Source organism: Bradyrhizobium sp. AUGA SZCCT0283, from assembly GCF_018130385.1.
In the GTDB taxonomy this organism is placed as follows: Bacteria; Pseudomonadota; Alphaproteobacteria; order Rhizobiales; family Xanthobacteraceae; genus Bradyrhizobium.
Map to the genome: position 1 here is coordinate 62,094 of NZ_JAFCLU010000027.1, position 22,284 is coordinate 84,377.

The window sequence follows — 22,284 nt, forward strand, 5'->3', positions numbered from 1 at the left end:
GTTACGGTAAATAACGGGTTAAGGAATGGGACGGACGGCCCTAAAAGTTACCGGGCGGCCAAATCGGCCAAAGCGTTTTCCAAGCCGGTTCGCGTCACGAAAACGCGTCAAATTAAAGGGCTCTACCCGTTGTTTTCCCGCTTGTCCTCGAGGGGCACGACGTTGGTCCGCTCCGTGCCGGAAGTGAGGGCCGACAGCGCCTCGATCGCCTCTTCGCACCACTCGGCCACGGCGCGCTCGTGGCTGAGGCCGATGCGAAGGCCCAGTAGCTTGCCGACATCGGCCGGCGGCGCGGTGCCGTCGGGAAAACGTTTGTTGAGCAGGCGCTCGTAGCGGGCGCAACGGTCGCGGTGGTGTTCCAGCCGCGCCATCAGGTCGGTGCGCAACGGTTCGATGTCGACGCTGTCGAGCGCATAGAGCCGCACCAAAAGGTCGTCCTTGATCGAGGCCGGGACGCTCGGCCGCGCGGCCCAATGCCTGAGCGCGGCGCGCCCTTCCGGCGTGAGCGTATAGACCAGCTTGTTCGGCTTGCCGGATTGCACCACCTCGCGGCCCTGGATATGGCCGCGGTCGCGAAGCTTGGTGAGCTCCCGATAAATTTGCTGGTGGTCGGCCTTCCAGAAGAATCCAATGGAGTTGTCGAACGTCTTGGCGAGCTCATAGCCCGTCATCGGACGTTCGGTCAGGCAGGCGAGAATCGCGTCACCAAGCGCCACGACGCCGGCCTCCGGATTTAACAGTGATTGACATTATGCATAAAGTTGCATATGCGTCAACGCGCATAAGCCCCGGAGAGGTCCATTCCCTTCCCCGGCGCCAGCCCGTCATCGCCCGCCAGAGGAGACATGATGACCATGAGCGGCCTCGACAAGTGGTACGGCTACATGAAGTCCCATGACACGGCGGCGCTGTGGGACCTGCTGCACCCGGATGCGGTGTTCGAAAGCCCCGTCGTCCACGCGCCGCAGCGCGGGCGCGACATCACCTTCAAATATCTGGCGAGCGCCGAGAAGGTGCTTGGCGGCCCCGGCTTCAAATACACAGGCGAATGGCGCAACGCCAACGGCGTGGTCCTCGAATTCGAAAACGAGATCGAGGGCATCAGGATCAACGGCGTCGACATCATCACCTTCAGCGATGACGGTAGGATCACGCATTTCAAGGTGATGGTGCGTCCGCTGAAGGGAATCAATCTGCTGCACCGCTTGATGGGGGAGCAACTCGCCAAGCAGTGACGAGGGTGAGGGAGCAAAGGCCGCGACGATGTCCGGCGCCGTTTATGTCGCAATGGCTGTCCGGATATTTCGCTCACCTGCTCACTCCCTGGGACTGCCGGAACCGGATAAGGTCTCGTTCCGGAACGCCACGACGAATTTCATTTCAATCGCCTCCACCCCATCTCAAGTCTGCCCCTGCCGGGAGAACATCATGCCGATCTACAAAGCCCCCGTGGAAGACGTCACCTTCCTGCTCAATGACGTGTTCCAGATCGATCGCTACGACAATCTGCCCGGGTTCACCGACGCCTCCGCCGATGTGCGCGAGGCGATTTTGGGCGAGGCCGCAAAACTCTCCGAGGAGGTATTGCAGCCGCTCAACCGTGTCGGCGATCTCGAAGGCTGCAAGCGGCATGACGACGGCTCGGTGACGACGCCGAAGGGTTTTAAGGAAGCCTTCAAGCAGGTCGCCGAAGGCGGCTGGCTCGGGCTGTCGGCGCCGGCGGAATATGGCGGGCAGGGGCTGCCGGTGACGCTGAGCCAGGTCGTCACCGAATTCCAGAGCGCGGCCAACATGGCGTTTTCGATGTATGGCGGCCTGACCATGGGCGCCACCGCGGCGCTGATGGTGCATGGCAAGCCCGAGCAGAAGAAGATGTTCGTGCCGAAGATGGTGGCGGGCCAGTGGACCGGCACCATGAACCTCACCGAGCCGCAATGCGGCACGGATCTCGGCCTGTTGCGCACCAAGGCGGTCAAGCAGGCCGACGGCAGCTACAAGATCACGGGCACCAAGATATTTATCTCTGCCGGCGAGCACGACATGGCCGAGAACATCATCCACCTGGTGCTGGCGCGCATTGAAGGCGCGCCCGCCGGCATCAAGGGCGTGTCGCTGTTCGTGGTGCCGAAGGTGCTGGTCAATGCCGACGGCTCGCTCGGCGCCCGCAACGGCGTGTCCTGCGGCTCGATCGAGCACAAGATGGGCATTCACGGCAATTCCACCTGCGTGATGAACTACGACAACGCCACCGGCTGGCTGATCGGCGAGGAAAACAAGGGCATGCAGGGCATGTTCGTGATGATGAACGAGGCCCGCCTCGGCGTCGCCGTGCAGGGCCTCGCGCAGTCCGAGGTCGCCTATCAGAACGCCGTCCAGTATGCGCGCGAGCGGCTGCAGGGCCGTTCCCTGACGGGCGCAAAGGAGCCGGACAAGGCGGCCGATCCGATCATCGTGCATCCCGATGTGCGTCGCGTGCTGCTCACCATCCGCGCCTTCAACGAGGCGGCGCGCGCCATGGTGGTGTGGACCGCGCTGAAGAGCGACGTCGCGCACCGATCCAGCGATCCCAAGGACCGCCAGGAAGCCGACGACCATATGGGCCTGATGACGCCGGTCATGAAGGGCGTGATGACCGATGTCGGCTTCTCCAACGCGGTGCTGGCGCAGCAGATGTATGGCGGCCATGGCTATATCGCCGAACACGGCATGGAGCAGTTCGTGCGCGATGCCCGCATCGCCATGCTCTATGAGGGCGCCAACGGCATTCAGGCGCTCGATCTGGTCGGCCGCAAGCTGCCGCGCGACGGCGGCCGCGCCGTGATGGCGTTCTTCGCCGAAGTCGGCGCGTTCGCCAAGGAGCACGGCGGCGACGAGGCGATGAAGCCGTTTGTCACCCCGCTGTCGGCAGCCCTCGGCCATCTGCAGCAGGCCACCGGCTGGCTGATGCAGAACGCGCTGACAAAACCCGACAATGCCGGCGCCGCCGCCACCGACTACATGCAATTGTTCGGCCTCGTCACCTTTGCCTATATGTGGGCGCGGATGGCGAAGGTGGCGCAGGACAAGATTGCTGGCGGGGGCGCCACGCCCTATCTGAGCACCAAGCTGGTGACCGGCCGCTTCTTCATGGAGCGGATGTTGCCGGAAACCCACGTTCATCTTGCGCGCATCCAGACCGGATGCGCGACCACCATGGAATTGGCGGCGGAAGCGTTCTGAGATTTTCTGCCGCTTTCGCGTCCTTTCGCTTATAATATTATGATCCTCATACCAGGAGGGCGTCATGCCTGAGGCATATATCTACGATCACGTTCGCACCCCGCGCGGCCGCGGCAAGTCTGATGGCGCGCTCCACGAAGTCACCGCGCTGGCGCTCGCCACCGTGCCGCTGCAGGCGCTGAAGGAGCGTAACAATCTCGGCGAAGACGTCGTCGACGACGTGATCCTCGGCGTGGTCGATCCGGTCGGTGAGGCTGGTTCTGACATCGCGCGCTTCGCGGCGCTGAAGGCGGGGCTCGGCGAGGCCGTCCCCGGCGTGCAGATCAGCCGCTTCTGCGCCTCCGGCCTCGATGCCGTGAATTTCGCCGCCGCCCAGATCATGGCCGGCCAGCATGAGCTCGTGATCGGTGGCGGCGCCGAGTCCATGAGCCGCGTCGGCATCGGCGCGTCCGGCGGTGCCTGGCCGATGGACCCGTCGATGGCGGTGCCGTCCTATTTCATGCCGCAGGGTGTCTCGGCCGACCTGATCGCCACCAAATACGGCTTCTCGCGCGACGACGTCGATGCCTATGCGGTGCAGAGCCAGCAGCGCGCCGCAAAGGCCTGGGACGAGGGCCGCTTCAACAAGTCGGTAGTGCCGGTGAAGGACATCAACGGCCTGACCATCCTGGCCAAGGACGAGCACATGCGTCCGACCACGACGATGCAGTCGCTCGGCCAGTTGCAGCCGGCGTTCACCGTGGTTGGGCAGATGGGCGGCTTCGACGCAGTGGCAATCCAGTCGCATCCCGAAGTCGAGAAGATCAACTATGTGCACCACGCCGGCAATTCCTCCGGGATCGTCGATGGCGCCGGCGCGGTGTTGCTCGGCAGCAAGGAGGCCGGTGCGAAACACGGTTTGAAGGCGCGTGCCAGAATTCGCGCCTTCGCCAATATCGGCTCGGAGCCCGCCATGATGCTGACCGGTCCGGTCGACGTCACCGAAAAGCTGTTCGAGCGTTCCGGTATGAAGAAGTCGGATATCGATCTCTTCGAACTGAACGAGGCCTTCGCCTCGGTCGTGCTGCGCTACATGCAGGCCTTCGACATCGACCCTTCGAAGATCAACGTCAATGGCGGCGCGATCGCGCTCGGCCATCCGCTCGGCGCGACGGGGGCCATGATCCTCGGCACCGTGCTCGACGAACTCGAGCGCACCAACAAGTCCACCGCGCTGGTGACCTTGTGCATCGGCGGTGGGATGGGCACGGCGACGATCATCGAAAGAGTATAGCTGCCGTAGGGTGGGTTAGCCGAAGGCGTAACCCACCATGCCACGGCGCAAGAAGCGGTGGGTTACGCTTCGCTAACCCACCCTACGAAATCAAATTCAACCGCCGCGCCTGACATCGGCTGCCGGCATCGAGGGAGCAACCAACATGGCCTTCAAGAATTTCAAGCTAGAGACCGACGCCGACGGCATTGCGCTCGTCACCTGGGACATCCCCGGACGCTCGATGAACGTGCTGGACGAGACCTCGACCGCCGAGCTCGAGGAGATCCTGAAGCAGACCACGGCCGATGCCGCGGTGAAGGGCGTCGTCATCACCTCGAGCAAGGAAGCCTTTTGCGCCGGCGCCGATCTTTCCATGCTCGAGGGCATGAACGTCGCCTATGCCAAGATGCTGAAGGAGAAGGGCGAGGAGGATGCCAACCAGATGCTGTTCGAGCAGAGCCGCCGCTTCTCGCTGGTGCTGCGCGGCATCGAAACCTGCGGCAAGCCGTGGGCGGCCGCGATCAACGGGTTGGCGCTCGGCGGCGGTTTCGAGGTGACGCTGTCCTGCCACTACCGCGTCGCGGCTGAAAATCCCAAGACTCGCCTCGGCCTGCCCGAGGTCAAGGTCGGCCTGTTCCCCGGCGCCGGCGGCACCCAGCGCGTGCCGCGCCTGGTGCCGCCGCAGGATGCGATGACGATCCTGCTCAAGGGCGATCCGGTCACGGTCGACAAGGCCAAGGCGCTCAACCTGATCCACGCCATCGTGCCGGCCGCCGACCTGATCAAGGCGGCCAAGGACTGGATCAAGGGTGGCGGCAAGGCGGTCGCGCCCTGGGACGAAAAGGGTTTCAAGCTGCCGGGCGGACCGGTGTTCTCCAAGGCCGGCATGATGATGTTCCCGGCCGGCAACGCCATCTATCGCCGCGAGACCTACGACAACTACCCGGCCGCGCGTGCCATCATGAGCTGCGTCTATGAGGGCCTGCAGTTGCCGATCGACGCCGCGCTGCGCGTCGAATCGCGTTACTTCACGAAGGTGCTGCGCTCGAAGGAAGCGGCGGCGATGATCCGCAGCCTGTTCCTGTCGATGCAGGAGCTGAACAAGGGCGCCCGGCGTCCGCAGAACGTGCCGCCGACCAAGATCAAGAAGGTTGCCGTGATCGGCGCCGGCTTCATGGGCGCCAGCGTCGGCTACGTCTCTGCGCGTGCCGGCCTCGACGTGGTCCTGATCGACCGCGACCAGGAAAGCGCCGACAAGGGCAAGGCGCATGCGCAGAAGGTGATCGACGAGCAGGTCGCCAAGGGCCGCGCCAAGGCCGGAGATCGCGACGCGCTGCTGGCGCGCATCACGCCGACCGCGGACTATGCCGCATTGAAGGATTGCGACCTCGTCATCGAGGCCGTGTTCGAGGACCGCAAGGTCAAGGCCGAGACCTTTGCCAAGGCGCAGCAATACCTCAGGGCGGACGCGATCTTCGCTTCCAACACCTCGACGCTGCCGATCACCTCGCTTGCCGAAAGCTTCAAGGAGCAGGGCAAGTTCGTCGGCATCCACTTCTTCTCGCCGGTCGAGAAGATGATGCTGGTCGAAATCATCCTCGGCAAGAACACCGGCGACGTAGCCCTCGCCGCCGCGCTCGACTATGTGCGGGTGATCGGCAAGACGCCGATCGTCGTCAATGACTCCCGCGGCTTCTACGCCAACCGCTGCGTCGGTCGTTACATCGCCGAAGGCAATGAGATGTTCCTGGAGGGCGTGCCGCCGGCGATGATCGAGAACTGCGCCAAGATGGCCGGCATGCCGGTCGGTCCGCTGTCGCTGTCGGATGAAGTCGCCCTCGACCTCGGCCTCAAGGTCATCAAGGCGACCGAAGCCGATCTCGGTCCCAACTCGATCAATCCGGATCAGAAGAAGCTGATGGTGGAGCTGGTCGAAAAGCAGGGCCGCCTGGGGCGCAAGAACAGCAAGGGCTTTTACGACTACCCCGAGAAGGGCAAGGGCCAGAAGAGCCTGTGGCCGGGCCTGTCGGCGCTGCAGCCCAAGCAGCTCGATCCGGATACGCTCGACATCGAGGAGCTGAAGCAGCGCTTTCTGGTGGTGCAGGCGGTGGAAGCCGCGCGCACGGTCGAGGACCACGTCATCACCGACCCTCGCGAGGCCGATGTCGGCTCGATCCTGGGCTTCGGCTTCGCGCCGTTCACCGGCGGCACGCTGTCCTATATCGACTTCATGGGCACGCGGAAGTTCGTCGAGCTCTGCCACAGGCTGGAAGCCAAATACGGCTCGCGCTTCACTCCGCCGAAACTGCTGGAAGACATGGCGGCGCGGGGCGAGACCTTCTACGGCCGCTTCCCGCCGAAGAAGGCGGCGGCGTAAGGTCCGTACAAGATCTGCCGTCGTCCCAGCGAACTTGGGGGCGACGGTAAGGATTTGTCCTCACGCCGGAACCGTCCGCGCGACCAGGCGGTTCAGTTCGTCGCGGCTTTGCTCCTTGATGAAATTGACGGCGAATCCGTTCGGAAAATGCCTCACGACGCGGCCAATGCAGGCGCCGATCGCAAGCGGCGTTCCGGTCGGCGGCTGGATTTCGGCCGACACCGCAACGCCTGACATCGAGACGTCGATGATGTGGCACTCATGAACGCTGCCGTCGGCGAGTGTCAGGGTGGATTGCGAGGCTTTTGGAACGAAGCGCGGATTCTTCCGGGCATCGCTGATGCTGTAGGGATCCTTGGTCTTTTTCTCCAGCCAGATGAGCTTTTCCGCGAGCCTGGCGCGCATCGATCGGGTCATCTCGAGTTCGAGCAGGAGACCGCGTGTCGTCGTGTCGCTGATCGTGCCTTCGAAATGGCCGAAGTCCCGGAAATAGGAGGTAAGGCTGTCGCCGACCTTGCCGACCACGGGTGCCTCTACCATCATCCGGAACGGGGAAACCCGCGTGGCGCGGCAGGCGAAGGTGCGAAGCCGGCCCTGCGGGTCGTACCAGTTCGGTAGCACGTAGGTTCCGTCCATCACGAGATCGACGGCGCGTTGTCTCAGGAACCTCTCGATGGACACGACCAAGTCCTCACGGAAAAGAGTTTCACCTGCTTCAGCGAACTGTTGACCGATTGAACTTCGTGGTGAGTTCTTGAACGACGGCTTCGGGCGTTGCCGCCCGGCGTTGATCCTTGGAACTTAGGGACGAATTGCTAAAAAATTTGTAATATCGGGTACCGCCCGCGAAATCGCTGCATCCATTCGCAATTCATGCGTGTCATCGGCCCGGCGTGTCAGCCTGTGATGGATGCCGGACGTCTGCATCTTCAGCCGCGAAATGAAAACGGGTGAGGAATGCCTCCTCACCCGCCTGGCTTGCGCGATCTCAGCTCGCTCTTCGAACGAGAGAACCGCGATGAAGCCGTCGTCTCACGCCGCCTTCATCAGGCCTTCCTTGGTCAGCGCCTCCTGCACCTTCGGCCGCGCGCCGACGCGGGCCTTGTAGGCCAGCAAGTTCGGCATGTCAGACAGGTCGAATTTCATCCGGTCCGCCCACGACAGCATCGTGAACAGATAGCCGTCGGCGACGGTGAAATGGCTGCCCATCAGGTAGTCGCGCCCCGCAAGCTGGCTGTCGACATATTTGAACTTGCCCATCACGCGGTCCTTGAAGAACGCCTTGGCCTCATCGGCCAGCACCGGCGAGAACATCGGGCCGAAACTCTTGTGCAGTTCCGTGGTGATGAAGTTGAGCCACTCCAGCAGCTTGTAGCGGTCGGCGCTGTCGCGGGCCGGCGCGAGGTTCTTTCCCGCGGCCTTGTCGGCGATCATCTGGACGATGACCGGCCCCTCGGTGACCAGCTCGCCCGAATCGAGCGCCAGCACCGGCACCTGGCCCTTCGGATTGACCTTCAAAAAGTCGTCACCGTTCTCCAGCTTCTTGGCGCGCAGGTCGACCTTGACCAGATCGTAGGGCAGACCGGCCTCGAGAAGCGCGATATGGGGGGATAGCGAGCAGGCGCCCGGGGAATAATACAGTTTCATGGGATTTTTCCTTCCCTCGACATTATTGACGGACTGACTAAATGCATCTGCATGGAATAGTCAAGATTGATGCAGCTGCATTTAGTGCGGTACACTGATCTGTGACAGATACGGACCGGACTATGAAACGCAAACCATCGACCGAGGCGACCGCCGCCTGGATCCGCCTGATGCGGGTGCAGAGCCGGGTGCTCGATGCTGTCGAGCAGGATCTGAAGAAAGCCGGCTTTCCGCCGCTGGCCTGGTATGACGCGCTCCTGGAACTGTCGCGCGCGCCGTCCGGCGAGATGCGCCCGGTGGAACTGGAAAAGCAGATGCTGATCCCGCAATATTCCACCTCGCGGCTGATCGACCGCCTGGTGGATGAGGGCCTGGCGGCGCGGCGCGAATGCAAGATCGACAAGCGCGGCCAGTTCGTGGAGATCACCGAGGCCGGGCGCGAGTTGCAGAAGAAAATGTGGAGCGCCTATTCGGCGGCGATCGAAAAGCACGTCGGCTCCAAGCTCTCGGATGCCGACGCCATGAAGCTTTGCGGTCTGCTCGACCGGCTGGGCTGCTCCTGCTCCGACGTCAAGGCGGCCGCCGCCCGCGACGGCGTGCCGGCGCGATGACGGCTCCTATATGTTTCGTTGATGCGGACGACGCCGTCCGCATTCCCTTGGCCACACGGCGCGTTCGGTCGAATCGCCAGATATCCGGATTTTTTCATGGCGCGTGACCAGATCGATATGACGCCGCTGCAATCGCGTGACGAACTCGTCACGTGGTTCGAGGCCGGCATCAAGCCGCCGTCCGAGTTCCGCATCGGCACCGAGCACGAGAAGACCCCGTTCACGCTGGAGGGCCATCAGCCCGTGCCCTACGAAGGCGCGCGCGGCATCGGCGCGCTGCTCGAAGGCATGCAGCTCCTGCTCGGCTGGGAGCCGATCATGGAGCGCGGCAACATCATCGGGCTCTACGACGTCACCGGGGGCGGCGCGATTTCGCTGGAGCCGGGCGGCCAGTTCGAATTGTCGGGCGCGCCGGTCGAAAACGTGCACCAGACCCAGTCCGAGTTGATGGCGCATCTGGCGCAGGTCCGCGAGATCGCGACGCCCTTGGGAATCGGCTTTCTCGGGCTCGGCATGACGCCGTCCTGGTCGCGGGAACAGATCCCGGTGATGCCCAAGGGCCGCTACAAGATCATGACCAACTACATGCCGAAGGTCGGCCAGTACGGCATCGACATGATGTACCGGACCTGCACGGTGCAGACCAATCTCGACTTCTCCTCCGAAGCCGACATGGTCAAGAAGCTGCGCGTGTCGATCGCATTGCAGCCGGTGGCGACCGCCTTGTTTGCCAATTCTCCGTTCACCGAAGGCAAGCCCAACGGCTTCCTGTCGTTCCGCTCCGAGATCTGGCGCGACACCGATAACGCGCGCTCCGGCATGTTGCCGTGGGTGTTCGAGGACGGCATGGGGTTCGAGCGCTGGGTCGACTACGCGCTCGATGTGCCCATGTATTTCGTCAAGCGCGACGAGACCTATATCGATGTCGCCGGCTCGTCGTTCCGCGCCTTCTTCGAGGGCCGCAACAATTCGCTTCCCGGCGAGCGTCCGACGTTGTCGGACTGGGCCAACCATCTGTCGACGATTTTCCCGGAAGTCCGCCTGAAGCGTTATCTGGAAATGCGCGGCGCCGACGGCGTGCCGTGGGGCCGGCTGCCGGCGCTGCCGGCGTTCTGGGTCGGGCTGCTGTATGACGACGAAAGCCTGAACGCGGCCTGGGATCTGGTCAGCCACTGGACCGCGCAGGAGCGTCAGGCATTGCGCGACGACGTGCCGCGCTTCGGCTTCAAGGCCAGGATCAGGGATCGCTATCTGTTCGAGATCGCGAAGGAGTGCCTGAAGCTGTCGCATGCTGGCTTGCGGCGGCGTGGCCGCATCGATCAACTCGGCCGCGACGAGAGCCGCCACCTCGAACCGCTGGAGCGCATCCTCGAATCGGGCCGCACGCCGGCGGAAGAGATGCTGGACAAATTCAACGGCGAGTGGGGCGGTTCCGTGGAGCCGGTCTATCAGGAATACGCGTTTTAATTTAACGGGTTGCTTAACCTTTGGGCCGTTCATCCACCGTACAGGTTGATGGCGCTCAAATGGCGCTCCGATCAAAGAGATAGGGCGGGACGATGATTTGAGGTCATCCCGTTCTGAAAGCGCGCATTCGAAAGCAACCGTGCATGGGGACTGTTCGCCTGCTTAGGGCGTGTATGGTGACGCTCGCCTTTTTGGCGGCGGCCGTATCCACGCGCCCGGCGCTGGCGCAGGCCAATTTCGACCGTCCCGGCGGCGATTATCTCAGTGCGCCCGTGATCTCGGGCGATCCGGCGGAATGCGCGCTGGTGTGCGAGCGCGACCGCCGCTGCCGTGCCTGGACCTTCAGCTATCCGACCGACCTGGCCAACCGTGCGGTGTGCTGGCTCAAGAGCAACGTGCCGCCGCGGGTGCAGAGCGATTGCTGCGTCTCCGGCGTGCGCGGCGCCGGTGTGGTCGAACGGCGCAACGATACCATCGAAACCTCGATCGACCGCTTCGGCGGCGACTACAAGAGCTTCGATCTCAAGAGCGGCGACGGCGACGACGCCTGCAAGGCCGCCTGCGCCGCCGACAACAAATGCCGCGCCTGGACCTATGCCCGGCCGGGCTATGCCGGCAAGGAGGCGCACTGCTTCCTGAAGAAGGACATCAAGCCGCCGCGGCGGAAGGCGGGGTTTACCTCGGGCGTGGTGCGGTAGTTGCGACATACACCGCTGTCGTCCCTGCGAACGCAGGGACCCATAACCACCGAACGCAGTTGTGTTGAGATGGCGTCTGCCTCTGCCTTATCGGTAGATCACGCGGTATGGGTCCCTGCGTTCGCAGGGACGACGATGATTGTTACAATGTGTCCGCCGGCAGCACCGTGATCTCCGGCCACAGCGCCTTCCAGCGCTCAGCTTTCACTTCGTAATTCACGGCGGAAAAATTCGCGCCGGGATTGGGCCGCACGATCAGGGCGGCGACATCGTCGTAGCCGTTCGGCGCGTACACCTCGTAAGCCTCCTGGGTGCGCCGGATTCCGATCTGGGTGTTCCTGGTCAGGAAGCGGTCGATGCCCTGCGTCGAGCAATGCAGCTCCGGATAGGGCAGGCCATGTTTCTTTGGGTACCAGAGATGAACGCGCGCCTGGTTACGCGCCTCGACCGCGATGCCGCGGCTTGCAAACCGCTCCGCCAGCGTGCGGATGACCTTGTCCTCGGCTTCCCAAGACGTATCGGGATCGAAATAGAACACGTCGTAATCGTTGATGCCGTAATCGACCGCGCGCTTGGTCAGCACGTTCCACACCGTCTGCACCAGGCATCCGGAGACCAGCCACGCATCCGGCAGCGCCAGCCGGAACAGCTCCTCGGCAATGATTTCGTTGGCGGGATTGCGTAAGGCGGCGGTGAGGAATTGGTCTTTATCCATAGGCACGCCGCCGGGTGGGCAAAGCGAAGTGTGCCCACCATTTCTCGGGATCGTGGAAAGACGGCGGGCACGGCGCAAGCGCGCCTTTGCCCACCCCTGTCTCATCCGGGCTACGCCCTCACTGCACCGAGGTAAAAAAACGCGCCAGCCGGAAACCGGACAGCCACGTCCACATCGGCCGGCTGCGCATGCTCAAATCCCACGAGCCGACCACGGCGTCAGCCCGGCCGATCAGATTGTCGATCGGCAGCAGTCCCACGCCGCCGTCGCGCACCGACACGCGGCTGTCGGCGGAATTGTCCCTGTTATCGCCGAGCACGAACAGCTTGCCCGGCGGCACCGTCACCTCGGGCGTGTTGTCGAGCCGGCCATTGTCGCGCATCTTGAAGATCGCGTGGCTGACGCCGTTCGGCAGCGTCTCGGTGAAGCGATAGGCCCGTTCGGTGCTGCCGCGATCGTCTTCCGCCTGGCCGACGCCGTCCGGCTTCAGTGCGGCGGCATGGTCGTTGATGAAGAGCTGGCCCTGCCGCAGCTGGATGCGGTCGCCCGGCAGCCCCACCACGCGCTTGACCCAGGCCTGCGAGCGGTCGCCCGGCCAGCGGAACACGACGACGTCGCCGCGCTTGGGCGTGTCGCCGAACAGGCGGCCGGTTTCCGGCAGCGTGATCTGGATCGGCAGCGACGCTGCGCCGTAGCCGTAAGGGTATTTTGAGGCCAGCAGCGCGTCGCCGATCAGAAGCGTCGGCTCCATCGAGCCGGACGGCACGTAAAACGGCTCGGCCAGCGCGCCCTTGGCGACGAACACGACGGCCACGATCGCCGCCAGCTGCACCGCCTGCGCGCGCCAGCTCGCAGGCTTGCCGATCGCGCCTTCCTTCCGGTCATCAGCCATCTTCTCGTCGCTCATGAGCCGGTGCCTCCGACCGTGATCTTTTCCATCCGCAGCGTCGGCTGGCCGACGCCAACCGGCACGCCCTGGCCGTTCTTGCCGCAGGTGCCGATGCCGGTGTCGAGCGCGAGATCGTTGCCGACCATGGTGATGCGATGCAGGTCGGTTGGCCCGTTGCCGATCAGCATGGCGCCTTTCAGGGGCGCGCCGACCTTGCCGTTCTCTATTCTGTAGGCCTCGGTGCACTGGAACACATATTTGCCCGAAGTGATGTCGACCTGGCCGCCGCCGAAATTCGCGGCGTAGATGCCGTTCTTCACGGAGCTGAGAATTTCCGCCGGATCGCGCTGGCCGGCCAGCATGTAGGTGTTGGTCATGCGCGGCATCGGCACATGGGCATAGCTCTGGCGGCGGCCGTTGCCGGTCGGCTTCATGTTCATCAGCCGCGCGTTCTGGCGGTCCTGCATGTAGCCGACGAGGATGCCGTCCTCGATCAGCACGGTGCGGTTGGTCGGCGTGCCCTCGTCGTCAATTGAGAGAGAACCGCGCCGCGAGGCCATGGTGCCGTCGTCCACCACAGTGACGCCCTTGGCCGCGACCTGCTTGCCCATCAATCCTGCGAAGGCCGAGGTCTGCTTGCGGTTGAAGTCGCCTTCGAGCCCGTGGCCGACCGCTTCATGCAGCATCACGCCGGGCCAGCCGGCACCCAGCACCACGTCCATTTCGCCGGCGGGGGCGGGGACCGATTCCAGGTTGACCAGCGCCTCGCGGATCGCGCCGTCGGCGGCCTCGCGCCACGCCTTGGTTTCGATGAAGCGCGCATAACCCTCGCGGCCGCCATAACCCTTGCTGCCGCTTTCCTGCCGGTCGCCCTGGCCGGCGACCACGGAAATATTGACCCGCACCAGCGGCCGGATGTCGCGATAGCTCTCGCCGTCGGGGCGCAGGATTTCCACCACCTGCCAGGTGGCGCCCAGGCTGATGGAAGCCTGCCGCACCCGCGGGTCCTTGTCGCGCAGATAGGCGTCGATCTCGGCCAGCAGCTTTACTTTCGCCTCGAAGCCCGGCGCATCCAGCGGATTCTCGTCGCCATAGAGCCGCACATTGGTATGGGCAGGTGCTGCGGCAAAATTGCCGCTGTAGCCGCCGCGCACGGCGGCCACCGCATCCGCCGCGCGGATCAGTGCCGGCAAAGAGACGTCGGAGGAATGCGCATAGCCGACCGCATCGTCCTTGACGGCGCGCAGGCCAAACCCCTGGCTGGTGTCGTAGGTCGCCTGCTTCAGCCGGCCATTGTCAAAACCCAGCGCTTCGGTCTGGCCATATTCCAGAAACAGCTCGCCGTCGTCAGCCCCCTCAAGCCCCCGCGCGATCTCGCGTCGGACGGCATCGCGGTCGAGATTGGCGCGGTCGAGAAGGGAGGTTGTCGCGGGATTGGTCATGCAGGCTCCGATTCAGCGCAAATGCCGTCCCCGCGAAAGCAAAGACCCATAGCCACAGGCGCCAATATTGTAAGCGCAGACGTGCGGCGAGTTCACATTACAACGCGGACATCTGTGGCCATGGGTCCCTGCGTTCGCAGGGACGACGATGGTTTGAAAGATAGTCATGACCGCAACGAAAGGGGAGGCCCCTTCACGGCAGCTTGTCATACCCCTCACCCAGCCCGTTCAGGCTGAGCGGAAAGCCGATGCCCTCTTCGGGCGTCTCAAAAATAATAAAAGTCGCGGTTTTGGCCGACCTGAGCTGCCCGAGCAGCTTTTCGTCCATCACCACTTCCGCCACGCAGCCATTGGGCAGGCAGCGGACAAAGCCGGCGCGGCCGACGTCCTGGTTGTCGAGCTTCAGGCCAAGGCCGGAGGGGAGCAGCACGCCGAGCGGCGCCACCACCCGCATCAGCTTGCTCTTCTGGTCGGCCGTCTTGAGCACGATCACGGTGAGGCCGGCGTTGGAGCGGTCCTCGGCCACCACGCTCTGGATCAGGGCGCATTGTTCGCCTTGGGCGCCGGGCGGGGTGTCGCAGCGGATCTGCCAGTCGCCATGGACCGACCGCACCGCGCCTTGCGCGCTGGCCGCCTGGGTCAGGCCGAGCAGGAACGCCGCGGCGAGCAGGCCGCCGAGCCAGCGGGCCGGTTCCAGGCCAAATCCCGTCTGACGCATTACCGCCTGATGTTTCGAACGCCCCATCCGGGTCGATCCTCTTACCATTTCCGGCTGCGCCGGCGACATTTCCGGCCCGGCAGCACACATTGTATCTGGGCTTATCGGACTGATACGCAATGACGGCGCCTTGAAGGCGGCCCGATAGCCGGTCCGCGCCGTCGAGGACCGCCCCTGGCCCGTGCGAATCAGGCCGCTCGGGAGCGCCGTGACTGTGCCTACATCCGGCAATCGGGCTGTCAAGCGGCGGGGACTTGCAAAACGGCGGGTTTTTGCTGATTTGCCGGGAAAATCCGACATCCGGCGAATAGCAGGTGACGCATGGCGTTGCGCCCCACTACTGCATTGCGAGAGCCTTAGAATTATGGTTTGAGAGGCTGGATTTCGACGCGTTCTAACGATCTGGCCCAGGGTACTGTAGCAATACTGTTGCAGGTACTTTTGAAGGTGTACTTCCAAAAGTACCTCCGGTAGGCCGTTTGTGAGGGCGGATCGTGCGGCATTCCCGACCATTCGGCGGGAGTGCTTTGGGGACTTATTCAAGGGAGCGCGAGCGGCATGAAGATGTCGAGTGGCCAGATGGGCCGGCGATTGCTGGGGTTGACGGTGGCGGGCATGGCGCTTGTCGCCGGCGGTGCGGCTTTTGCCGAATTGGGGCAGCCCAGGCCGTGGGAATACACGCTGCAGGAAGCCGGCTCCCCGGTGATGGAAAACATCATCACCTTCCATAACGTTCTGCTCGCCATCATCACCGTCATTACCTTGTTCGTGTTGGCGCTGCTGGTCGTGGTGGTGGTGAAGTTCAACGCCAAGACCAACCCGGTCCCTTCCAAAACCACGCACAATACGCTGATCGAGGTGGCCTGGACGCTGATTCCGGTGCTGATCCTGGTCGGCATCGCGGTGCCGTCGTTCCGCCTCCTGTTCCTGCAGCTTGACGTTCCCAAGGCCGACCTGACCGTCAAGGTCACCGGCAAGCAGTGGTATTGGAGCTACGCCTATCCGGATAATGGCAAGTTCGAATTCGATTCGCTGATGGCGCAGGACAAGCAGCCGCGCCTGCTCGGCGTCGACAACGAGATGGTGGTGCCGGTCAACAAGGTGGTCCGCGTCCAGACCACCGGCGCCGACGTAATACACTCTTTCGCGGTGCCGTCGTTCGGCATCAAGATCGACTCGATCCCCGGCCGCCTGAATGAGACCTGGTTCAAGGCCAGCAAGGTCGGCATGTATTACGGCCAGTGCTCGGAACTGTGCGGCAAGGATCACGCCTTCATGCCGATCGCGGTGAAGGTGGTGAGCGACCAGGAATTCGCGGCCTGGGTTGAGGCGGCGAAGAAGAAATATGCGACCAACCCGGCGAACACGTTCGCTTCGGCTGCTGGTCAGGCCGCGCAGTAAGGCGTGGCCACGGGGCACGTTAAGGGACAAGGGCGACGGGACCTGAAAAGGTCCGAAAAGGGACTGCAAGGCAGGATTTCAAAATGGCAACGACCGCAGCGACACACCACGATCACGCCCATGACGACCATGCCCATGCCAATCCGACCGGATGGCGGCGCTGGGTCTATTCGACGAACCACAAGGACATCGGCACGATGTACCTCGTTTTCGCGATCTTCGCGGGCATCATCGGCGCGGCGATGTCGATCGCGATCCGCATCGAGCTGATGTATCCCGGCGTCCAGTTCTTCCACGAATTCCACACCTACAATGTGTTCGTGACCTCGCACGGCCTGATCATGATCTTCTTCATGGTGATGCCCGCGATGATCGGCGGCTTCGGCAACTGGTTCGTGCCGCTGATGATCGGCGCGCCCGACATGGCGTTCCCGCGCATGAACAACATCTCGTTCTGGCTGCTGCCGGCCTCTTTCGCGCTGCTCCTGATGTCCACCTTTGTCGAGGGTGAGCCGGGCGCCAACGGCGTCGGCGCGGGCTGGACCATCTACGCGCCGCTATCCACCTCGGGCCATCCGGGACCGGCGGTGGATTTTGCGATCCTGTCGCTGCATCTGGCCGGCGCCTCCTCGATCCTTGGCGCCATCAACTTCATCACCACGATCTTCAACATGCGCGCGCCGGGCATGACCCTGCACAAGATGCCGCTGTTCGTATGGTCGATCCTGGTGACGGTGTTCCTGCTGCTGCTGTCGTTGCCGGTGCTCGCCGGCGGCATCACCATGCTGCTCACCGACCGCAATTTCGGCACCACCTTCTTCTCCGCCGACGGCGGCGGCGATCCGGTGCTGTTCCAGCATCTGTTCTGGTTCTTCGGTCATCCCGAAGTGTACATCCTGATCTTGCCCGGCTTCGGCATGATCAGCCAGATCGTCTCGACCTTCTCCCGCAAGCCCGTGTTCGGCTATCTCGGCATGGCCTACGCCATGGTCGCGATCGGCGGCATCGGCTTCGTGGTGTGGGCGCACCACATGTACACGGTCGGCATGTCCAGCGCGACGCAGGCCTATTTCGTCGCCGCCACCATGGTGATCGCGGTGCCGACCGGCGTGAAGATCTTCTCCTGGATCGCCACGATGTGGGGCGGTTCGATCGAGTTCCGCACCCCGATGCTGTGGGCGGTCGGCTTCATCTTCCTGTTCACGGTCGGCGGCGTTACCGGCGTCGTGCTGGCCAATGCCGGCGTCGATCGCGTGCTGCAGGATACCTATTACGTGGTCGCGCACTTCCATTACGTGCTGTCGCTGGGTGCGGTGTTCGCGATCTTCGCGGGCTGGTACTACTGGTTCCCGAAAATGTCGGGCTACATGTACAACGAGACCATCGGCAAGCTGCACTTCTGGGTCACCTTCATCGGCGTCAACCTGGTGTTCTTCCCGCAGCACTTCCTCGGTCTCTCCGGCATGCCGCGCCGCTATGTCGACTACCCGGATGCGTTCGCGGGCTGGAACCTGGTGTCCTCGCTCGGCTCCTACATCTCGGGCTTCGGCGTGCTGATCTTCATCTGGGGCGTGGTCGACGCCTTCGTGAAGAAGCAGGCCGCCGCCAACAATCCGTGGGGCGCTGGCGCCACCACGCTGGAATGGACGCTGACGTCGCCGCCGCCCTTCCACCAGTTCGAAGTGCTCCCGCGCGTGCAGTAAACGATTATTCGCGGCGCGCGGCCGTTGCGCGCCGCGGCTTTAGTGAAGCGAGATAAATCTTGTCGGTAGTCGATCACAACGCCATCGATGTTCTGCCCCGGATTTCCGAGGCGGAAGTCGGTGATTACCTCGCGCTGTTGAAGCCGCGGGTGATGTCGCTCGTGATCTTCACCGCGCTGGTCGGCCTCGTGATCGCGCCCGGCCACGTTCATCCGGTGCTGGCTTTCACCGCGATCCTCTGCATCGCGGTCGGAGCCGGCGCCTCGGGCGCGATGAACATGGCCTACGAGGGCGACATCGACGCGCTGATGTCGCGCACCGCCAACCGGCCGATCCCGCGCGGACGCATCACGTCGGGCGAAGCCATGGCGTTCGGCCTGATCCTGTCGTTCTTCTCGGTGCTGACGCTCGGCATCCTCGTCAACTTGCTGGCCGGCGCGCTGCTGGCGTTCACGATCTTCTTCTATGTGGTGGTCTACACCATGTGGCTGAAGCGCTGGACGGTGCAGAACATCGTGATCGGCGGCGCCGCCGGCGCGCTGCCGCCGGTGGTGGCGTGGGCCGCGGCCACCGGCTCGCTGTCGATGGAGCCGGTGCTGCTGTTCCTCATCATCTTCTTCTGGACCCCGCCGCATTTCTGGGCGCTGGCGCTGTTCCGCAGCGACGACTATGCCCGCGCCGGCATTCCAATGCTTCCCGTCGTCGCCGGCCCGGACGCAACGCGGCTGCAGATCCTGCTGTACACCATCGTGCTGGTCGCAATCGCGGTCGCGCCCTGGCCGCTCGGCTATTTCGACGCGATCTATGGTATCACCTCGCTGGTGCTCGGTGCCGGCATGATGTGGCTGGCGATCGAGGTCTACCGCCACCGCGAGGGCAAGCAGGCGCTGCGCGCCACGCGCCGGCTGTTTGCCTTCTCGATCCTTTATCTGTTCGCGCTGTTTGCGACACTCCTGCTCGAGGTCGTGGTCCGCGCGGCCGCACCTCTTCTCGGGTAGGGGGCGCATGGAACGCGAATGGACGACAATCGGAAGCCAGATGGAATCGTCCTCACCGAGGCGCAGAAAAGAAGCCGCCGCCAGCGCTCGATCGCCATCGCGCTCGCGCTCGGCGTCCTGGTCGTGCTGTTCTTCGCGGTCACCATGGTCAAGGGGCCGGCCGTTCTCGTCCGGCCCATGTAATCTTTGATGTAGCTGAGATGGAAAACAAACCGCAGATGCGCGAGGGAGTGACGGGGAGCGGCAAGACCGCTTCGCGCCGTACCCTGACGCGCGATGCGGTGGTGGCCTCGATCTGCGGCCTCGTCGTGGTGTTCATGGTCGGCGCGTCCTATGCCGCCGTGCCGTTCTACAACTGGTTCTGCCGCGCCACCGGTTTCAACGGCACCACCCAGGTCGCGACCTCGGCGCCATCAGACGCGCCGCTTAAGCGCAAAATCGCGGTGCGGTTCGACGCCAATGTCGGCCCTGGCCTGCCCTGGAAGTTCGAGCCCGAGCAGAACGAGATCGAGGTCCGGATCGGCGAAGTCGTCACCGTGTTCTATACCGTGACCAACCAGGCCGCGCGCACCACCACGGGCGTTGCGGCCTACAACGTCGCGCCGCTGACGGTCGGCGCCTATTTCCAGAAGATCAACTGCTTCTGCTTCACCGAACAGACCATGGGCCCGGGCGAGAAGCGCGAGATGCCCGTGGTGTTCTACGTCGATCCGCAGCTTGCCAAGGACAGCGAGAACGACACCCTGAAGACGATCACGCTGTCCTATACCTTCTATCCCGTGCGCGATCCGGCGCCGAAGCCGCTCGCGGCCGGCGAAGGCGACAAGCGCAAGGGAAACTTGTGACGAGAAACCTGTGACCGCCGGATTCCGTATCTAACGGGATTTCGGCTTTGAGATTTGAGACGAATATGTGCCGAAGGGAACGGCACATCTAACGGAGAGACCGCAATGGCTACGGCGCACGCGAAGCAGCACGACTACCACCTCGTCGATCCGAGCCCGTGGCCGGTGGTCGGCTCGATCTCGGCCTTCATTATGGCGGTGGGCGCCATTTCCTGGATGCATCACATGTTCGCCGCTGCGCCGATCATCTTCGGCGTCGGCACCATCGGCGTGCTCTACACCATGGCGAGCTGGTGGGGCGATGTGATCCGCGAAGCCCAGTACAAGGGCGACCACACCCGCGTGGTGCAGATCAGCCACCGCTACGGCATGATCCTGTTCATCGCCTCCGAGGTGATGTTCTTCGTCGCCTGGTTCTGGGCCTTCTTCAATTCCGCGCTGTTCCCCGCCGACGCGGTCCACGCCACCCGCGACGCGGTGTTCGGCTGCGGTCCGGGCACGGCGATGGGCGCCTGCAGCGTGCCGGGCACCTGGCCGCCGAAGGGCATCGAGACCTTCGACCCCTGGCACCTGCCGCTGCTCAACACGCTCTTGCTGCTGACCTCGGGCACGACCGTCACCTGGGCGCATCACGCGCTGCTCGAGAACGACCGTCGGGGCCTGAAATACGGCCTGATCCTCACCGTGCTGCTCGGGGCTGCCTTCACCTGCGTGCAGGCCTACGAATATGCCCACGCCACCTTCCACTTCTCCGGCAACATCTACGGCGCGACCTTTTTCATGGCGACCGGCTTCCACGGTTTCCATGTGCTGGTCGGCACCGTGTTCCTGCTGGTCTGCCTGATCCGCGCCTATGCCGGTCACTTCACGCCCACCCAGCATCTCGGCTTCGAATTCGCCGCCTGGTACTGGCACTTCGTCGACGTGGTGTGGCTGTTCCTGTTCATCTGCATCTATGTCTGGTTCCGCGGCGCGGGGGCCGTGGCCGGCGGGCACTAATACAGGCTTGACGTGCTACAAGGGGGCGGTCGGAAGGACCGCCCCCTTTTTCTTTGCAGAGCGAAGCCATGACAGATGATACGTCCCCCACCGTAACCCAGAGTGCGATACGCGGTATCGCCTGCCGCTGCCCGCGTTGCGGCAAGGGCAAGCTCTATGCGGGCTTCCTCAACCTGCGTCCGAATTGCGAAGCGTGCGGGCTCGACTACGCCTTCATCGATGCCGGCGACGGGCCTGCGATCTTCATCATCATGCTGGCGGGCGCTATCGTCGTCACCGCTGCCCTGATCGTTGAAATCAAGTATCAGCCGCCGTTCTGGCTGCATGCGGCGCTGTGGTTGCCGCTGATCGTCGCGACCACGCTGCTGCCGCTGCGCTCGATGAAGTCGCTTCTGATCGCGCTGCAGTTTCATCACAAGGCGGCGCCCGGCCGGCTGATCGACCGCGAGCCGAAATGACCGGCCGTTTGTCGCGGCGGCCGGCGGTTGCCGGTTTCGCCATCTTCACGCTTGTCATGGTGGCGGCCTTCGCCGGCCTCGGGACCTGGCAATTGCAGCGCCGGGTCGAGAAGCACGCGCTGATCGCGATGTTGAACGAACGGCTCGCCGCCGCGCCCGAGCCGCTGCCGGCGCGAGCGCAATGGAATATGCTGACGCCGGCCAAAGACGAATTCCGCCGCGTCAGTTTTATCGCGAGCTACGCGCCGTTGCCGGATGCGATGGTCTACAGCGCCGGCTCCGCGGTTCGCGACGACGTCTCCGGCCCCGGCACCTGGGCGTTTCTGCCGGCGCAACTCGCCGACGGCAACACCATCGTGGTCAATACCGGCTTCGTGCAGAACACGATGCAGGATCGCAACCAGCAGGATCGCGCCGTGGGCCGGCTGATCACCGGTGATCCTGCGACGCTCACCGGCTACATCCGGTTTCCCGAAAACGCCGGCACGCTGACGCCGCCGGAGAGCGTGGCCAAACGGCTCTGGTTCACCCGTGATCATCTCGCGATGGCGCGCGCGCTGGGCTGGGTCGAGCGCGGCAAGGCCGTCGCGCCGTTCTATGTCGATCTGGAAACGCCCGCGCCCGACAGCGGCATCCCGAATCCGGGCCCGCTCTCCGTGCATCTCAAGGACGATCACCTGCAATACGCCATCACCTGGTTCACGCTGGCGGTTGCGGTCGTGATCGCCTTCGGCGTCTGGTGGCGCGGCCAGCGCCGCGCCTGAGTTCGGTGCGTCCCCGTATTCACCCGGACTAGCTTGTCGGAGCCTTTGTTCCCCACAATCGTTTGAGTTCCACGGTGC

Annotated in this window: 22 protein-coding genes; 15 read left to right on the forward strand and 7 right to left on the reverse strand. The window is 63.8% G+C overall.

All coding sequences use genetic code 11. The annotated features are described in order from the left end of the window. Window positions 1-122 precede the first annotated feature (122 nt). Window positions 123-716, reverse strand: a complete 594-nt coding sequence (locus tag JQ624_RS29135; protein ID WP_212422346.1) for a PadR family transcriptional regulator — start codon at window positions 714-716, stop codon at window positions 123-125. A 132-nt stretch (window positions 717-848) separates the two neighbouring features. On the opposite strand from JQ624_RS29135, the gene JQ624_RS29140 reads away from it, so the two are divergent. From JQ624_RS29140 to JQ624_RS29155, 4 genes are all read left to right on the forward strand, one after another. Further along, the gene (locus tag JQ624_RS29140) at window positions 849-1,235 is read left to right on the forward strand and encodes a nuclear transport factor 2 family protein (RefSeq protein WP_212422347.1); all 387 of its coding nucleotides are present in this window, start codon (window positions 849-851) and stop codon (window positions 1,233-1,235) included. 193 nt (window positions 1,236-1,428) lie between these two features. Next, entirely contained in the window at window positions 1,429-3,219 is a 1,791-nt protein-coding gene (locus tag JQ624_RS29145) for an acyl-CoA dehydrogenase C-terminal domain-containing protein (RefSeq protein ID WP_212422348.1), read from the forward strand. Between the two features lie 64 nt (window positions 3,220-3,283). After that, window positions 3,284-4,492, forward strand: a complete 1,209-nt coding sequence (locus JQ624_RS29150; protein WP_212422349.1) for an acetyl-CoA C-acetyltransferase — start codon at window positions 3,284-3,286, stop codon at window positions 4,490-4,492. Window positions 4,493-4,637: 145 nt separating this feature from the next. Next, complete coding sequence (locus JQ624_RS29155; RefSeq protein WP_212422350.1) at window positions 4,638-6,851, forward strand: FAD-dependent oxidoreductase; 2,214 nt, start codon at window positions 4,638-4,640, stop codon at window positions 6,849-6,851. A gap of 60 nt (window positions 6,852-6,911) precedes the next feature. Here the strand turns inward: JQ624_RS29155 and JQ624_RS29160 are convergent, their stop codons facing one another. Beyond that, window positions 6,912-7,532 carry a PilZ domain-containing protein gene (locus tag JQ624_RS29160; protein WP_212422351.1) on the reverse strand — a complete coding sequence of 207 codons (621 nt, stop codon included), beginning with the start codon at window positions 7,530-7,532 and terminating at the stop codon, window positions 6,912-6,914. A gap of 351 nt (window positions 7,533-7,883) precedes the next feature. Next, a complete protein-coding gene (gene gstA / locus JQ624_RS29165) occupies window positions 7,884-8,498 on the reverse strand; it encodes a glutathione transferase GstA (RefSeq protein ID WP_212422352.1) in 615 nt (204 codons plus the stop codon). A gap of 122 nt (window positions 8,499-8,620) precedes the next feature. On the opposite strand from gstA, the gene JQ624_RS29170 reads away from it, so the two are divergent. From JQ624_RS29170 to JQ624_RS29180, 3 genes are all read left to right on the forward strand, one after another. Further along, window positions 8,621-9,109 carry a MarR family winged helix-turn-helix transcriptional regulator gene (locus JQ624_RS29170; RefSeq protein WP_212422353.1) on the forward strand — a complete coding sequence of 163 codons (489 nt, stop codon included), beginning with the start codon at window positions 8,621-8,623 and terminating at the stop codon, window positions 9,107-9,109. 96 nt (window positions 9,110-9,205) lie between these two features. Further along, on the forward strand, window positions 9,206-10,576 hold the full coding sequence (locus tag JQ624_RS29175) for a glutamate--cysteine ligase (protein ID WP_212422354.1): 1,371 nt from the start codon (window positions 9,206-9,208) through the stop codon (window positions 10,574-10,576). Window positions 10,577-10,749: 173 nt separating this feature from the next. Then, window positions 10,750-11,274: a PAN domain-containing protein gene (locus JQ624_RS29180; RefSeq protein WP_212422355.1), complete on the forward strand. Its 525-nt coding sequence runs from the start codon at window positions 10,750-10,752 to the stop codon at window positions 11,272-11,274. 142 nt (window positions 11,275-11,416) lie between these two features. Here JQ624_RS29180 and JQ624_RS29185 read toward each other — a convergent pair whose 3' ends face one another. From JQ624_RS29185 to JQ624_RS29200, 4 genes are all read right to left on the reverse strand, one after another. Beyond that, on the reverse strand, window positions 11,417-11,989 hold the full coding sequence (locus JQ624_RS29185) for a nucleotidyltransferase family protein (protein ID WP_212422356.1): 573 nt from the start codon (window positions 11,987-11,989) through the stop codon (window positions 11,417-11,419). 118 nt (window positions 11,990-12,107) lie between these two features. Continuing rightward, complete coding sequence (gene lepB / locus JQ624_RS29190; protein ID WP_212422357.1) at window positions 12,108-12,896, reverse strand: signal peptidase I; 789 nt, start codon at window positions 12,894-12,896, stop codon at window positions 12,108-12,110. Next, a complete protein-coding gene (gene tldD / locus JQ624_RS29195; protein ID WP_212422358.1) occupies window positions 12,893-14,320 on the reverse strand; it encodes a metalloprotease TldD in 1,428 nt (475 codons plus the stop codon). The genes lepB and tldD overlap by 4 nt, the downstream gene beginning before the upstream one ends. Window positions 14,321-14,513: 193 nt before the next feature. Then, window positions 14,514-15,038, reverse strand: coding sequence for an invasion associated locus B family protein (locus JQ624_RS29200; RefSeq protein ID WP_249130161.1), 525 nt, complete (start codon window positions 15,036-15,038; stop codon window positions 14,514-14,516). 558 nt (window positions 15,039-15,596) lie between these two features. On the opposite strand from JQ624_RS29200, the gene coxB reads away from it, so the two are divergent. The 8 genes from coxB (at window position 15,597) to JQ624_RS29240 (ending at window position 22,206) form a co-directional block, all read left to right on the forward strand. Further along, complete coding sequence (gene coxB / locus JQ624_RS29205; RefSeq protein ID WP_212422360.1) at window positions 15,597-16,439, forward strand: cytochrome c oxidase subunit II; 843 nt, start codon at window positions 15,597-15,599, stop codon at window positions 16,437-16,439. Window positions 16,440-16,522: 83 nt separating this feature from the next. Further along, a complete protein-coding gene (gene ctaD, locus JQ624_RS29210) occupies window positions 16,523-18,142 on the forward strand; it encodes a cytochrome c oxidase subunit I (protein ID WP_212422361.1) in 1,620 nt (539 codons plus the stop codon). 59 nt (window positions 18,143-18,201) lie between these two features. After that, a complete protein-coding gene (locus JQ624_RS29215) occupies window positions 18,202-19,140 on the forward strand; it encodes a heme o synthase (protein ID WP_212422362.1) in 939 nt (312 codons plus the stop codon). 18 nt (window positions 19,141-19,158) lie between these two features. Further along, window positions 19,159-19,323: a CoxF protein gene (locus tag JQ624_RS29220; RefSeq protein ID WP_108522215.1), complete on the forward strand. Its 165-nt coding sequence runs from the start codon at window positions 19,159-19,161 to the stop codon at window positions 19,321-19,323. A gap of 35 nt (window positions 19,324-19,358) precedes the next feature. Continuing rightward, window positions 19,359-19,985 (forward strand): cytochrome c oxidase assembly protein, encoded by a 627-nt coding sequence (locus JQ624_RS29225; RefSeq protein WP_249130162.1) that lies wholly within the window; start codon window positions 19,359-19,361, stop codon window positions 19,983-19,985. Between the two features lie 105 nt (window positions 19,986-20,090). Continuing rightward, window positions 20,091-20,984, forward strand: coding sequence for a cytochrome c oxidase subunit 3 (locus JQ624_RS29230; protein ID WP_212422364.1), 894 nt, complete (start codon window positions 20,091-20,093; stop codon window positions 20,982-20,984). Between the two features lie 68 nt (window positions 20,985-21,052). Beyond that, on the forward strand, window positions 21,053-21,442 hold the full coding sequence (locus tag JQ624_RS29235) for a DUF983 domain-containing protein (RefSeq protein WP_212422365.1): 390 nt from the start codon (window positions 21,053-21,055) through the stop codon (window positions 21,440-21,442). Then, window positions 21,439-22,206: an SURF1 family protein gene (locus JQ624_RS29240; protein ID WP_212422366.1), complete on the forward strand. Its 768-nt coding sequence runs from the start codon at window positions 21,439-21,441 to the stop codon at window positions 22,204-22,206. The genes JQ624_RS29235 and JQ624_RS29240 overlap by 4 nt, the downstream gene beginning before the upstream one ends. Window positions 22,207-22,284: the final 78 nt, after the last annotated feature.